Annotated in this window: 14 protein-coding genes; 8 read left to right on the top strand and 6 right to left on the bottom strand. The window is 48.6% G+C overall.

The window, feature by feature from the left end; genetic code table 11:
• Nucleotides 1–130 precede the first annotated feature (130 nt).
• The gene (locus GWC95_RS01805; protein ID WP_161816958.1) at nucleotides 131–2,713 is read left to right on the top strand and encodes a phosphoenolpyruvate carboxylase; all 2,583 of its coding nucleotides are present in this window, start codon (nucleotides 131–133) and stop codon (nucleotides 2,711–2,713) included.
• Nucleotides 2,714–2,745: 32 nt separating this feature from the next.
• Here the strand turns inward: GWC95_RS01805 and GWC95_RS01800 are convergent, their stop codons facing one another.
• Entirely contained in the window at nucleotides 2,746–3,342 is a 597-nt protein-coding gene (locus GWC95_RS01800; protein ID WP_161816957.1) for a DNA-3-methyladenine glycosylase family protein, read from the bottom strand.
• Between the two features lie 29 nt (nucleotides 3,343–3,371).
• Here GWC95_RS01800 and mnmD point away from each other — a divergent pair, with 29 nt between their 5' ends.
• The 3 genes from mnmD to GWC95_RS01785 all read left to right on the top strand — a co-directional run bounded on the left by mnmD (nucleotide 3,372) and on the right by GWC95_RS01785 (nucleotide 5,501).
• Nucleotides 3,372–4,034: a tRNA (5-methylaminomethyl-2-thiouridine)(34)-methyltransferase MnmD gene (mnmD, locus tag GWC95_RS01795; RefSeq protein ID WP_161816956.1), complete on the top strand. Its 663-nt coding sequence runs from the start codon at nucleotides 3,372–3,374 to the stop codon at nucleotides 4,032–4,034.
• A gap of 67 nt (nucleotides 4,035–4,101) precedes the next feature.
• A complete protein-coding gene (locus tag GWC95_RS01790) occupies nucleotides 4,102–4,524 on the top strand; it encodes a YybH family protein (protein WP_161816955.1) in 423 nt (140 codons plus the stop codon).
• 71 nt (nucleotides 4,525–4,595) lie between these two features.
• Nucleotides 4,596–5,501, top strand: coding sequence for a prohibitin family protein (locus tag GWC95_RS01785; RefSeq protein WP_161816954.1), 906 nt, complete (start codon nucleotides 4,596–4,598; stop codon nucleotides 5,499–5,501).
• An 18-nt stretch (nucleotides 5,502–5,519) separates the two neighbouring features.
• Here the strand turns inward: GWC95_RS01785 and GWC95_RS01780 are convergent, their stop codons facing one another.
• The 5 genes from GWC95_RS01780 to GWC95_RS01760 all read right to left on the bottom strand — a co-directional run bounded on the left by GWC95_RS01780 (nucleotide 5,520) and on the right by GWC95_RS01760 (nucleotide 8,135).
• Nucleotides 5,520–5,912 carry a VanZ family protein gene (locus GWC95_RS01780; protein WP_161816953.1) on the bottom strand — a complete coding sequence of 131 codons (393 nt, stop codon included), beginning with the start codon at nucleotides 5,910–5,912 and terminating at the stop codon, nucleotides 5,520–5,522.
• A gap of 187 nt (nucleotides 5,913–6,099) precedes the next feature.
• Nucleotides 6,100–6,525 (bottom strand): type II toxin-antitoxin system VapC family toxin, encoded by a 426-nt coding sequence (locus GWC95_RS01775; RefSeq protein ID WP_161816952.1) that lies wholly within the window; start codon nucleotides 6,523–6,525, stop codon nucleotides 6,100–6,102.
• Nucleotides 6,522–6,764 carry a DUF6364 family protein gene (locus GWC95_RS01770; RefSeq protein WP_161816951.1) on the bottom strand — a complete coding sequence of 81 codons (243 nt, stop codon included), beginning with the start codon at nucleotides 6,762–6,764 and terminating at the stop codon, nucleotides 6,522–6,524. Before GWC95_RS01770 ends, GWC95_RS01775 begins: the two co-directional genes overlap by 4 nt.
• 103 nt (nucleotides 6,765–6,867) lie before the next feature.
• On the bottom strand, nucleotides 6,868–7,098 hold the full coding sequence (locus tag GWC95_RS01765; RefSeq protein WP_161816950.1) for a hypothetical protein: 231 nt from the start codon (nucleotides 7,096–7,098) through the stop codon (nucleotides 6,868–6,870).
• Between the two features lie 65 nt (nucleotides 7,099–7,163).
• Nucleotides 7,164–8,135 carry a M23 family metallopeptidase gene (locus GWC95_RS01760; protein ID WP_161816949.1) on the bottom strand — a complete coding sequence of 324 codons (972 nt, stop codon included), beginning with the start codon at nucleotides 8,133–8,135 and terminating at the stop codon, nucleotides 7,164–7,166.
• Between the two features lie 194 nt (nucleotides 8,136–8,329).
• On the opposite strand from GWC95_RS01760, the gene alaS reads away from it, so the two are divergent.
• From alaS to gatB, 4 genes are all read left to right on the top strand, one after another.
• On the top strand, nucleotides 8,330–10,945 hold the full coding sequence (gene alaS / locus GWC95_RS01755; RefSeq protein WP_202630186.1) for an alanine--tRNA ligase: 2,616 nt from the start codon (nucleotides 8,330–8,332) through the stop codon (nucleotides 10,943–10,945).
• A 17-nt stretch (nucleotides 10,946–10,962) separates the two neighbouring features.
• The gene (locus tag GWC95_RS01750; protein WP_161816948.1) at nucleotides 10,963–11,463 is read left to right on the top strand and encodes a hypothetical protein; all 501 of its coding nucleotides are present in this window, start codon (nucleotides 10,963–10,965) and stop codon (nucleotides 11,461–11,463) included.
• A 117-nt stretch (nucleotides 11,464–11,580) separates the two neighbouring features.
• Nucleotides 11,581–12,585 carry a PDZ domain-containing protein gene (locus GWC95_RS01745; RefSeq protein WP_161816947.1) on the top strand — a complete coding sequence of 335 codons (1,005 nt, stop codon included), beginning with the start codon at nucleotides 11,581–11,583 and terminating at the stop codon, nucleotides 12,583–12,585.
• A gap of 160 nt (nucleotides 12,586–12,745) precedes the next feature.
• On the top strand, nucleotides 12,746–14,188 hold the full coding sequence (gatB, locus tag GWC95_RS01740) for an Asp-tRNA(Asn)/Glu-tRNA(Gln) amidotransferase subunit GatB (protein ID WP_161816946.1): 1,443 nt from the start codon (nucleotides 12,746–12,748) through the stop codon (nucleotides 14,186–14,188).
• Nucleotides 14,189–14,216 lie beyond the last annotated feature (28 nt).

Genomic DNA, 14,216 nt, shown 5'->3' with positions numbered 1-14,216 from the left:
CAGTAGTTGGATACGATCAAAAGCATAAAGTTTAATGCCAGCCCCGCACCGTGTCAACTAACACTCATTAGCGCGGCACACAGTTTTAGTTCATCCTCTTTTTACGCAAATGAAGTAACTTCAGCAAACTATGTCGTCTTCTGTTTATACCACCAATTTCAAGCGCAACGTAACGGATAAATACACCATCTACAACAGCCTGTTTGCGGCGTTGCCTTTTTCGGGCATTGCCAATGTGGGGGCTTTGTTACCCATTTTATTGCAGGCCTGTATAGAGGGTTATGCCGAGGGCAAAACACCCATGCAGATCATCGATCATTTTTTTGAACAACATACCAATGTTACCTCAGATGCCGACAAGATCGACCGCCTTTTCAAATTCGCGCAATACATAGAGCGGCAGGTGGTTTTGTTTGATGCCATTGAAGACGCCGCATTCACCACCGTTCACAATATGGATGGCGCAGGCAGTCTCAAGACCCTTGTTAGCGAAGCCGCCTTCGCAGGCAAAACCGCGGCACTTAAGAACAAACTGCGCAAATTCAGGGTGCGTGTTGTACTTACGGCCCATCCCACACAGTTTTACCCGGGAAGTGTGCTGGGCATCATCCACGACATGAGCGATGCCATCAGCAAAAATGATTTCCACACCATCAACTCCTACATACAGCAGCTAGGCATCACGCCGTTCTTTAATAAAAAACAACCTACGCCTTACGATGAAGCGCTCAACCTGATGTGGTACCTCGAGAACATTCTTTATACTTCCATCGGGAACATTTACAACTACATCGAAAGGGAGGTATTTGAAAACAATTATGAGGGCGACAACCCTTTTATAGAACTCGGGTTCTGGCCGGGTGGCGACAGGGATGGCAACCCGTTTGTAACAGCAGACATCACCCTCAAGGTGGCCGAGGCCCTGCGCAGTGCCATCATCGTTTCTTACTACAGGGATGTGCGCAAACTCGTTCGCAGGCTCACTTTTACAGGTGTGGATGTGATGATCCACAACCTCGAACAGCAACTTTACCAAAATGTTTTTGGCCCGAAAGACAACCAGCATATTTCGGCCCAGGATCTCCTGCAACAACTAAACAACATCCGCGCCCTCATCAAGGAAAAACACCATTCGCTATACTTATCGCGTGTTGAAAGCCTTATACACAAGGTAAAGATCTTCGGAACACATTTTGCCGCGCTTGATGTGCGCCAGGACAGCCGCATTCATACAAAAGTGCTTGCCGACGTACATGAGCAGCTGAAGTCAAAGGATGGCAAAGGCATCTTCCCCGGTAACTACGCAGACCTCTCGCAGGAAGAAAAAATAAAGATCCTTACTTCCCTCGAAAACGAACTGGACCCTGAAACATTTGCCGAGGGCATCACGCGCGATACCCTGCAAAGTATTTACGTGATCAGAAAGATCCAGCAAATGAACGGCTGCACGGGCTGCCAGCGTTACATCATCAGCAACTGCCAAAGCACGGTAAACATGATGGAGGTATACGCTTTGTTCCGTTTGTGCGGATGGAAAGCCGGATCGCTCACCGTAGACATCGTTCCGCTTTTTGAAACCATCGATGACCTCCACGAAGCAGAGGCCATCATGGAATTTTTATATTCCCTTCCCGTTTACAAACAACACCTGCAATTGCGAAACCAGCAACAAACCATCATGCTCGGCTTCAGCGATGGTACAAAAGACGGCGGTTACCTGCAGGCAAACTGGAGCATCTACACTGCCAAAGAAAGCCTCACGGCCATATCACGCAAGCACCAGATCAAAGTAAAATTCTTTGACGGGCGCGGCGGGCCGCCTTCGCGTGGTGGTGGAAAGACAAATAAATTCTATGCATCACTCGGCAACAACATCGAGAATGAAGAGATACAATTGACCATACAAGGGCAAACCATCACCTCCAATTTTGGAACCATACAATCCTCTCAATACAACCTCGAACAACTATTGAGCGCTGGATTGAGCAATGAATTGTTTGCAGACACACGCATGCAACTTTCGCAACACGACCGGCACTTGCTCGACGAATTGGGGAAGATCAGTTACGGTGTATACCAGTCTTTCAAAACACACCCGCTGTTTCTTTCATACCTGCAGCGGTTCAGCCCGCTGAACTACTACAGCAAAAGCAACATCGCCAGTCGGCCGGCCAAACGCGGCAGCGGTGAGCTGCGTTTCGAGGATCTCCGCGCCGTACCGTTTGTAGGAAGCTGGAGCCAGCTCAAACAAAATGTACCGGGCTATTTCGGCGTGGGCACCGCATTACAGCAGATGAAAGAAAAAGGGAACTGGGAAGACATCAAGGCCATGTTCCGAAACGTACTGTTCTTCAGAACGCTGATCGACAACAGCATGATGAGCATGCTCAAATCTACTTTCGCACTCACGCAATACATCAAAGACGATCCCGAATTCGGGGAGATCTGGCAACTGATCAAGAACGAATTCGACCTCACTGCAAAATTGGTTCTGGAGCTATCCGATTCAACAGAATTGATGCAGGATGATAAAACGGGCCGCGCCTCTATACAGATGCGTGATAAAATCGTACTGCCATTGCTTACGATACAGCAATATGCGATGTATCAATTACACGCAGCCGAAACGGATCCTGCGTTGAAAGAGGTGTATGAAAAACTGATCACGCGAAGCATGTTCGGCATCATCAACGCTGCGAGGAACTCTGCATGATGGGAACGGCATTCCTGTTTGATCCGGCAATATCATTTCTCATCCATCGACCGCCAGAGGTGCAAACAGGCATAGGTTCTGTAGGGGCTCCATTTTTCGGATAACCTGAGCATCTTTTCTTTCATCGTTTTTTTATCCGATGGATCGAGTTTATAGATCCTGGTCATGGCCTGTTGTATACCCAGATCATCCACTGCAAAAACATCTTCGCGCTGCAGTGCAAACATCAGCAGCATTTCAACGGACCAACGCCCGATGCCTTTGATCTGGACAAGAAGATCGATGATCTCCTCATTCCCCATCTTCATCAACTTCTTATCCGTGATCCTGTGTTCTATACAGAACGCTGCAACATTGTGTACGTACGTAACTTTCGAGTTGCTCAAACCAATGGCACGCAGGGTTTCGTGCGGCGTATCGAGCACCTGTTGCGGTTTGGGTTCCTTTCCCTTATACAGGTCGAGAAAGCGGTTGAAAATAACACGCGCAACTTTTGTGCTCAGCTGCTGGCTCATAATACTCGCCATCATGCGCACGGGAATATTGGGTTGCAGCCTGAGCTCATGCACCGTATCGCCCAATACCTTCGCCAGTTTCTTGTCTTTTTGTAAATGCGCAACGTATTCCATGCGGTTAAGTTAATTATTTTTACAGCCGCATGCAAAGAGAAATCAAACTCACCGCAGACGGCTCGCACACCATCGCCATCCCGGAAACAAATGTGACTTATCATAGTCACCACGGCGCCATTGCCGAAAGCCGCTGGGTGTTCCTGGATGCCGGTTTTTCTTACCTGCACGGCACCTCACAACACGATACCATAAATGTGCTGGAAATTGGTTTCGGCACGGGTCTTAACGCGCTGCTTACTTTGCAGGAGGCTATCGTACAACAACAAAAAGTGCATTACACCGCTGTTGAAAAATACCCGCTCACGCAGGAAGAATTTGAAAAGATCAACCACGGGAGATTATTACATGCAGAAGAAAATTTTCTTGCGTTACACAAGGCAGAATGGGAGAAAGACATTGCCATCGGACCATTCTTTACCCTTCATAAAAAGAACATTTCACTGGACGACCTGTTGCCCGGCACAAAGGCAAACTGCATTTATTTTGATGCTTTTGCCCCCACGGACCAGCCTGAATTGTGGACGCAGGAGGTATTTGAAAAATTATTCAGCATGCTTTTGCCAGGCGGCGTGCTTGTTACCTATTCAAGCAAAACAACCGTACGAAGGGCCATGCAGGCTGCGGGTTTTACGGTCACCAAGATCCCGGGCCCCAGGGGAAAGAGGGATATGGTGCGTGCCTTGAAGTGAGTATTGGTATTGGTCTGTTTTATCAGTAGCTTCCCTGTATAAGACGCTCACCCATAAACCACCAGCAATGAAAACCATCCTTACCGTTTTATCAGTTTTTCTGTGCCTGGCGCTGAACGCGCAAAACAAAGACGAACAGGCCATCCGCAACACGCTTGCCCAACAAACCGTTGAATGGAACAAGGGCAACATAGACGCTTTTATGAAAGGATACTGGAACAACGACAGCCTCATGTTTGTAGGCAAAAGCGGCGTTACCTACGGTTACAAACGTACCCTGGAAAACTACAAAAAGAATTACCCCGATGCAGCGAACATGGGCCGGTTAACATTCAACATACTCAAAGTGCAGCCCATTGCTGCGGATACTTATTTTGTATTGGGCAAATGGGCGCTCGCCAGGCAGGTTGGCGATGTGAGCGGGCATTATACCCTCCTGTTTAAAAAGATCAATGGTAAATGGCTGATCGTGGTTGACCACAGCAGTTAATGGTTAATGTAATATTAAGCAGTCATCTGGCGACTCATGGTGTAAATTAACAGTAACCAAAACCTATCATCATGATACTTATCATACTCGGGATCATTTTATGGATCGCCGGCATCATCATCATCAGGCAAAAAGAAGAGTTGCACAACCTGGGCGTGGTACTGCGCACGGGCGGGTTGGCAGTAGTTGTCATCGGGGCGCTTACCTCCTGCATCAAACAGGTGGATGCGGGGCAGATCGGCGTAAAATCATTGTTTGGAAAGGTTGAGAACGATGTGCTCGGCAGCGGCCTCAACATCGTGAACCCATTGGTAGATGTAACCACGATGGATGTTAAGACACAAAACTACACCATGAGCGGCGTGCACGATGAAGGCGAAAAAGGCGGCGACGATGCCATACGCGTGTTAACGGCAGATGGATTGGAAGTAGTGATAGACCTTACCGTATTATACAGGGTAATCGGTACCGAAGCGCCAAAATTGGTGCGGGAAACCGGCTTTGATTACAAAGACAAGATCGTGCGCCCGCTGGCACGCACCAAGATACGCGACAATGCCGTTTACTACACGGCCATCGACCTCTATTCCAACAAAAGGGACCAGTTTCAATCGCGCATTTTTAAAAGCATAGAAGATGATTTCAAAAAAAGAGGATTGATACTGGAACAGCTCCTCATCCGCAACATCACTTTACCGGCCAATGTAAAAACATCCATCGAAGAAAAAATAAAAGCAGAACAGGAAGCCCAGAAAATGGAATTCGTGCTGCAGAAAGAAAAGCAGGAAGCAGAGCGCAAACGGGTAGAGGCGCAAGGTATTGCAGATTACCAACGCATCATCAGCTCGGGGCTTGGCGATAAACAACTGCAATACGAACAGATACAGGTGATGAAGGGGCTTGTTACTTCACCCAATGCAAAAGTGATCGTGATGGGAGGAAGCAAAACGCCGGTGATACTTGACACGAAGAATTAAGCGCCGGTAAAGGAATGTTTAATATTCCTCTGCCACCCATTGCTTCCGCATGGCCATTGCAAACACCAGGTGACCGAGGAAAACGCCCGCAACAGAAGATAAAATATCCAGCAGATCAAAAGTTCTTCCAAACACGGGAACGAGTTGAACAAATTCGTTGATGATCACGAGCAGCAAACCAAAACAACAGGTAAAATTCAGATCGGCATTGGTTTGCAGTTTGAAAAACTTCTGAAAAAAACAACACGCACCAAAAGGGATCAGGAAGGATCCGACCAGGTTGGGCGCAAAGCCCACAAGCGGCTTAAATGCCGGCGGCACATGCACAAACGGGCGCACAATGAACTTGATGGCCCATATCAGCAACGTACCCGCAATGACCGCCCGTTTTGAGATCTTTTTAAGGTGCATATAGTGAATATAACGAAAAAAGATTTCCGTTCGTCCATTGAACGTACGAAATCGTTTCACCACCTTGCGCCAAACGAACCGCTTCTGCGTTTTTTCGCTGTCATCTGCGTATAAGGTTAACCGCTTCCTTAAGTTGTTGGAATTGCGGGCCCGGTGAGTGTGTTATTCCATTTTTGCAAAACCGATGTTACGGGCGGGCTTTTAGCGTTAAACAGAATTCTTCCGGCGCGAGAACCGCTACTTCACTTCCTTTAAAATCTTTGATGTTTCTTGTAACGATGCAACTGATGTTTTCAACTGCTATTGCACAATGAATTTGAATAGAATCTTCAAAGTCCTTGTGTTTCGAACGCAGGCCTTGTTTCAGTACCGAAGCGTCCACCGGTGTGATCGCGATGTAGTCGAGCAAGCCTAATATGATACCCCTTAGGGTTTTGTCATCATGATACTTCTTTAACAAATAATACGTAGTGGCTATGGAGTGTGAGGATGCAAACAGCTTGATCTTTTTGCTTTCAGCAGCATCAAAGATCTCAATCGCGTATTTACTAAAAGGCTTGCGGTCCGCAACCAGGTCTATCAATATGTTCGTGTCCAAAAAGACCTTTCTCATAAATGCTTTTTCTCATAATAAGATCGAAGTTCCTTGTGCTCATCAAAATCTTTCGGAAGCTTAACCGCACCGATCAATTTCTTCAACCTGGGCGAAACCTTCTGTTCTGTCCGTTCCTGGGTTATTTTGTCGAGGTATTGTTCAATCAGTTCTGAAAGACTCCGGCCCGTGTCTTTGGCATATGATTTAGCCCGTTCAATCACCTCTTTTTCCACTGTCAATGTAAGCTTGGTCGTCATAGCACGTGTATTTTATCCAAAGATACGTATTTTTGTTTTGCAGCGGTAGCGGAGCGTTTTGCAGTTTATCCGATCGCTTGGGCGAAAGCAAACCATCCAGCCATCATTTCTCAAAATCGATCGGTTTTCTCCATAACCTGATCACGTACCACAGGTATGCTGCCAGGCTCAGCAGGAACCAGGTAAAGAAAAGGATGTTTCCAATGGTAATGTGTTCATGCACAAAAGCAAGATCGTACATGATGCCCGCTGTGGAATTGAGGGCCATCCACAACAAACCCAGGCCAATCGTATTTACAATACGCAACAGGTATTCTTTTATCCCGGGTTCCACTAAAAAAATATTAAGCCTAAAGGTAAACAACTCCTGTTAAACCCTGCCAGGAGGCATACAGGGTTTTAGTCGAAGCTCTGGTTGCTGGCTGCGGCCATTTTGAGGATCCTGTCGAACTGCGCCGCCGTAAGATCGCTGTAGAAATAATAGATCGGATCAACGGGAACGCCGTTCTTGTGCACTTCGTAATGGCAATGCGGGCCGGTACTTTTCCCGGAATTGCCTACATATCCGATCACTTCCCCGCGTTTAACCGTTTCGCCCACGCGTGCCTTTACTTTTACCATGTGCCCGTAAAGGGTTTCATAACCATTTCCATGGCTGATCACCACACGGTTTCCAAAACCACCGGTATTGAAACCGGCATCCGTTACCCGCCCATCGGCAGAAGCATAAATGGGCGTTCCCATGGGGGCGGTGAAGTCGAGCCCGAGGTGGGCCTTCAGCACTTTATACACCGGATCGATGCGGTACCCAAACCCCGATGCAATACGGTTCAGGTTCTTGTTGCTCACGGGCTGTATCGCAGGGATGGAGGACAGCAGTTTCTCTTTGTTCTTCACCATATTGGTGATCTCATCGAACGATTTTTCCTGGTAAGCGGTAAGCAGCGACAGGTTATTGAGCTGGGCGCCGATGCTTTTTACGAGTTCAGACTCGCCCATGCTTTGTACCAGTTTCACCTCGTTTTTTAGTTCCATCGCCTTCACACGCGCACTGTCCGGGATGGGCTGCGCGCCGAAAATGGAACGGTACACGTTGTTGTCGCGGTTCTCGATCTCATTCATCTGCAGCTCGAGCTGGCGCAGGCGTTCCATGAATACGCTGTAGTTGTTGGACATGTCCTCGTTCTGCTGCCGCAGGTATTTCTCCTTCGGGGAATCGATGTAGCGGAAGGCGATGGCGAAAATGATCGCCCCGGTAACAATGGAAGCCGCCAGGAAGCCGATCAGCTGCAACAACCGCACACGCAGTGGTGTATCCAGCTTTTCATAGCGGAGCGTGTGGGTGTTATAGTAATATTTGACCTTTTTCATGGCGATGGTGCTTTTTCCTGGCGGACCGTAAATCGTTACCGCAAGTGGGGGAGCCGTTCCGGCCATAATCGATTACACGGTCCGCGGTTTACGATTGGCGATTCACGCCCGCGATTCCTTACCTTTGATCCCCCTAAAAAGCCACCAAATATAGTTTCTAACGCCCTAACAATTTGTTTAAAATTTTTTGATCGATGATGACCAGTGCCGACATACGCAAACAATTCCTTGATTTTTTCGCCCAGCGCGGGCACCAGATCGTTCCGTCTGCGCCGATCGTGGTTAAAAACGACCCTACCCTGCTCTTTACCAATGCCGGTATGAACCAGTTCAAGGACTTCTTCCTCGGGAACAAAAAACCCGATCACAAACGCGTTGCCGATACCCAGAAATGCCTTCGCGTAAGTGGTAAACACAACGATCTCGAAGAAGTGGGCGTAGACACCTACCACCACACCATGTTCGAAATGCTGGGCAACTGGAGCTTTGGCGACTATTTTAAAAAAGAAGCCATCGCATGGAGCTGGGAACTGCTGACGGAAGTTTACAGGCTCGACAAGGACCGCCTTTACGTTACCATTTTTGAGGGCGACGAAAAAGAGGGCCTGCCCAAAGACGAAGAAGCGTACAACGAATGGAAAAAAGTGATTGCCGAAGACAGGATCCTGCTCGGCAACAAAAAAGATAATTTCTGGGAAATGGGGGATACGGGCCCCTGCGGCCCCTGCACGGAGATCCACGTAGATTGCCGCAGCGATGAAGAAAGAAAAAGCGTAGCCGGGAAAGACCTGGTGAACAACGACCACCCGCAGGTGATCGAGATCTGGAACAACGTATTCATGCAGTTCAACCGTTTAAAAGACGGAAGCCTGCAAACACTGCCGGCTCAGCACGTGGATACGGGAATGGGGTTTGAACGACTGGTGCGCGTGATCCAGGGCAAACAAAGCAATTACGATACGGATGTATTTACCGGCACGATCGCGGCAACAGAAAAAATAACCGGTAAAAAATACGATTACAGCGACAGCAAGGAAGCGATCGCCTTCCGGGTACTGGCCGATCATATCCGCGCCATCGCCTTTACGATTGCCGACGGGCAGCTCCCGGCCAACAACGGTGCGGGTTATGTGATCAGGAGGATCCTGAGAAGGGCCGTGCGTTATTATTATTCCTATCTCGATTACAAACAGCCACTGCTGTTTCAACTGCTTCCCCTGCTGGCAAAACAGTTTGAAGATGTTTTCCCGGAACTGAACAAACAGATCGATTTTGTAAGCAAGGTGGTTAAAGAAGAAGAAGATGCATTTTTGAAAACGCTGGACAAAGGTTTGAAACGCATCGACGACATCATTGCCACATCAGGCAAACAGATCGAAGGGCGCGCTGCTTTCGAATTGTTTGATACATTCGGCTTCCCCATCGATCTTACCCGTTTGATCGCTTCCGAAAAAAACCTGGCTGTTGATGAAACCGGTTTTGAGGCAGAAATGCAGCAGCAGAAAAACCGTTCGCGCGCAGCGGGAACCATAGATACGGAAGACTGGATCGTTCTCCACGACAATGCCGTGAACGAATTCATCGGCTACGATTCCCTCGAAACAGAAAGCAAAGTAACCAAGTACCGCAAGGTAAAGGCAAAAGGAAAAGAGGCCTACCAGCTTGTACTCGAGGCAACACCTTTCTACGCAGAGAGCGGTGGCCAGGTTGGCGATACCGGTGTGCTCGATTTTGCCGGGGAAGCGATCGCCGTAACCGATACAAAAAAAGAAAACAACCTCATCATTCATTTTACAGAAACCTTGCCGGCAGACATCAAGCTGCCTGTTACGGCAAAGGTTGACAGGCAAAAGAGAAGCGCAACCGCCGTGCACCACAGCGCCACACACCTGTTGCATGCGGCGCTCAGGCAGGTGCTGGGTACACATGTTGCACAGAAAGGAAGTTTGGTGAACGAAGAATACCTGCGTTTCGATTTCTCGCATTTTGCGAAACTTTCTGATGAAGAAGCAGCGAAAATCGAATCGATCGTAAACGAAAAAATACGTGAGAACATCCCTGTTGTGATCAAGGAAATGAAAAAGGACGATGCCGTGAAACTCGGCGCCATGGCGCTTTTTGGAGAAAAATATGGCGATGTGGTACGCGTGGTGATCATGGACCCGGCCTATTCCATCGAGCTCTGTGGCGGAACACATGCGGGGTCTACGGGCGAACTCGGTTTCTTTAAGATCAAACACGAATCTGCAGTTGCAGCCGGCGTAAGGCGCATTGAAGCAGTGAGCGGCAGAGCAGCGGAGCAACTGGCAAACGAACAGTTTGCACAGGTTCGCGCGATCAGGGAATTGCTGAAAAATCCGAAAGAACTCAACAAGGCCGTTGAATCGCTCGCAGCAGAAAACAATGAGCTCAGGAAAAAGATCGAGGGCCTCGAAGCCAGACAACTCATCGTTCTAAAAAACGAATTGCTGGGTAAAACAGAAACCATCAACAACACAACGTTCCTTGGCGCCGTGGTAGAAGTTGGCAATGCAGACGCGCTCAAGAAACTCTGCTTCGAATTAAAGAACGACCTCAGCAATTACGTGGTCGTACTCGCCGCATCAATAGACGGTAAGGCACAGGTAGCCGTGCTGCTCGACGAAAAAGTGAGCGCAGACAAAAACCTGGAGGCGCCGAAGATCATCAGGGAACAGGTTGCCGGGCTGATCAAAGGCGGCGGCGGCGGGCAAAAAACACTCGCAACCGCAGGCGGCCAGGATGCCAGTAACCTGCCGCAGGTGATTGAAAAAGTGAAAGCACTCTTGTAAATCAAAAATACGATCGCATGAAACAAAACGTACTGGCAGCATTAGTATTGGTATTGTTAACTGCATGCAACCAAACAGACCATGCCACCGATCCCAAAAACGGGGCCGGCCATGAACTGGCTGCACCCGTAAAAAACAGTTCGAAACTCGACAGCCTCGACAAAGCCAACCAGGCAAAATTCATTGCCGAAGGCGATACTTTGAAAGCTTTTGTTTATTTGAAAGATGGCGACAGCAGTATCTACGTTGCGTTCAACAAATTCAAGGACCACCGTTTTTTTGGCTATGCCCGGCCTGATCTTTTTTCGGAGCGCCTCCTCCTTTTTTCCATTTATACATCCGATGTACAGGGCAACCCATTTGGTTGCAGGCTGGGTGCTTACTACGACGATTCGCAAACACCCTTCCGTTTGAAATACCTGTCCAGGACCAAAGATTTTATCAAGGCCGTTGCAATCGACAGCAGCAACCATACTACAGAACTTTACTTTGAAAAAAGCTGGGTCGAATTTCAATGACCCGTGGGCCAGCCCCTTAATTTATTAACCTTATTTAACATTTCCGAACACTTTCGTATTTCGGGAAACATTTACATTTGATCTACTAATAAATTCGTACAACAAAAAATCAATATTATGAATACGAAAATCTTACCACTGATCGCTTTGGCGCTGGGTGTGGCTGTGCTGGGGAATGCACAGTCGAAAGACAAGTCGGACAAGAAAGAAAAAGCAGGATCTGACGTGATCATCCGCAAAAAGGGTGACAGCAAAGAAAAAATGACCATCGTGATCGATGGCAACGACATTACCGTGAACGGCAAACCGCTCAACGAATTGAAAGACGGCGATGTTGAAGTGCTCTCCGAAAAAGGGATGGGCGCGATGATACCCCGCCTCAGGGGCAAGATGGGGACAATGGGCGGACTGAAAATGTTTGGCGGCGTTGTTGAAAACAACAGGGCTTACCTGGGCGTTACCTCAACCGCCTCCGAAAAAGGTGCACAGGTTGCTACGGTTCAGAAAGGCAGTCCGGCGGAGAAAGCAGGTTTCAAAAAAGACGATGTGATCACCAAAGTAAACGACATCAAAATCAGCAACGGCGGTGATCTTTACGATGCCATTGGAGAATTCAAACCCGGGGAAAAAGTAACCATTACCTATCTCCGCGATGGAAAAGAGAACACCGCAACCGTGGCACTCGAAAAAAGTACGATAAGCAGCTCTTTCAGCTTCGACAGAAAGGACCTTGACCACCTCAAAGATCTTGGCGATCTCAAAGGAATGGAGGGTCTCCATTTTGATATGCCGCAACTGCACAATATTCCGGGACTGAATGGAAGGGAATTCAGCTTCAACCGCAGGCCAAGGCTGGGTGTTGAGATCCAGGATGTGGAAGAGGGCAAGGGCGTAAAGATCCTCGATGTGGATGATGAAACGCCCGCAGCCAAGGCAGGTCTTAAAAAAGATGATGTGATCTCCGAGCTCAACGGCAAAGCCATCGGTTCTGTAGACGAGCTGCAATCTGCCCTCAAAGAGATCAAAGAAGGCGATACTTTCAAACTCGGTTACAAAAGAAACGGGCAGCTGCAAACAGCAGAGATCAGGTTTCCCAAAAAATTAAAAACGGCAGAACTGTAACCATTGCAATGTTTTGACGTTCTATCTATACAAACACCGTATTTTCTCTCATGTTGTATATGCACCGCGCTATTCTTGGCGCGGTTTTTTTTGTTCCGGCCCCGGCCATGAGCCGTTGCACGCGGTTTGAAGCTCCCCCGAAAAGCTTACCTTCGCTCCCATGTTCCTCCACGAAAAATACGAAGCAGTGATCGGGCTCGAAGTGCATGCGCAGCTTGCCACAAACAGCAAGCTTTTTTGTGGCGACAGCACTGCATTTGGTGCGGCGCCCAATACGCACATCAGCCCGGTAACCATGGGGCACCCGGGCACGCTTCCGAAAACAAACAGGAAAGCGGTGGAATATGCGATCAGGTTGGGGCTGGCATGTGGCTGCGCGATCGAGAAGAACAATTATTTCGCGCGAAAAAATTATTTCTACCCGGATCTTCCCAAGGGATACCAGATCTCCCAGCACACCACGCCTATTTGCAAAGGCGGCCACATCACCATCAAAACAAACGGGGGCGAACGCCAGGTGCAGCTCAACCGCATTCACATGGAAGAGGATGCGGGCAAGAGCATCCACGACCTGGACGACGATTTTACCTGTATAGACCTCAACCGCGCCGGCACACCGCTGGTGGAGATCGTGACCGAACCCGATCTTTTTTCTGCCGATGAAGCCTGGCAATACGTAACCGAGATCAGGAAACTGGTTCGCTGGATCGGCATCTGCGATGGCAACATGGAAGAAGGAAGCCTTCGTTGCGACGCCAATGTTTCCATCCGCCTGAAAGGCGAAACAAAACTGGGCACCAAGGTGGAAGTAAAAAACCTCAACTCCATCCGAAACGTAAAAAAAGCGATCGAATACGAGATAGAAAGAATGATACAACTCGTGGAAAGCGGCGGAACCGTTCAGCAGCAGACAAGAAGCTTTGATGCATCGAACGATACCACCTTCGCGATCCGCGACAAAGAAGAAGCAAACGATTACCGCTACTTCCCCGACCCTGATCTGGCACCGTTTCATCTTACAGACGGCCACATCAACGACATCAGGAACGCATTGCCTGCATTGCCCAATGAGCTCATTAAGAAATACCGGTCGGCATTCGGGCTGAACGAATACGACGCGGGCCAGCTGTGCGACGAGAAAGAGACCGCCGTTTTTTTTGAGGCGGTGATCGGCCACACCAACCAGCACAAAGCGGCCGCCAACTGGATACTCGGCCCGGTGCGGCAATACCTCAACGAGAAGAACATGCAGCTGGCCGACCTCGCACTTGATCCTTCTTTGTTCGCGGCATTGATACAGCTGGTGGAAGAGGGTAAAGTGAACTTTTCTGTTGCATCGTCGAAAATATTACCGCTGCTCATCAGCGAAAACACATCGCCGCTGGAAATTGCGGAACGCGAAAACCTGCTGCAGGTAAGCAATGCCAATGAACTGGAAACATGGGTGAACGATGCCCTGGCATCAATGCCGGATAAAGTGGCAGAATACCGTAAAGGCAAAAAAGGATTGATCGGCCTCTTTGTGGGCGAAGTGAAAAAACGAAGCAAAGGAAAGGCCGATCCGAAAATCGTTACGTATCTACTGGAAGAAAAATTAAAATAGACCTGATCTCTCCCAGATCAAAAAACAT

It is taken from the genome of Sediminibacterium roseum, from assembly GCF_009939005.1.
GTDB lineage: Bacteria > Bacteroidota > Bacteroidia > Chitinophagales > Chitinophagaceae > Sediminibacterium > Sediminibacterium roseum.
This window is presented reverse-complemented; position numbering and strand designations above follow the sequence as displayed.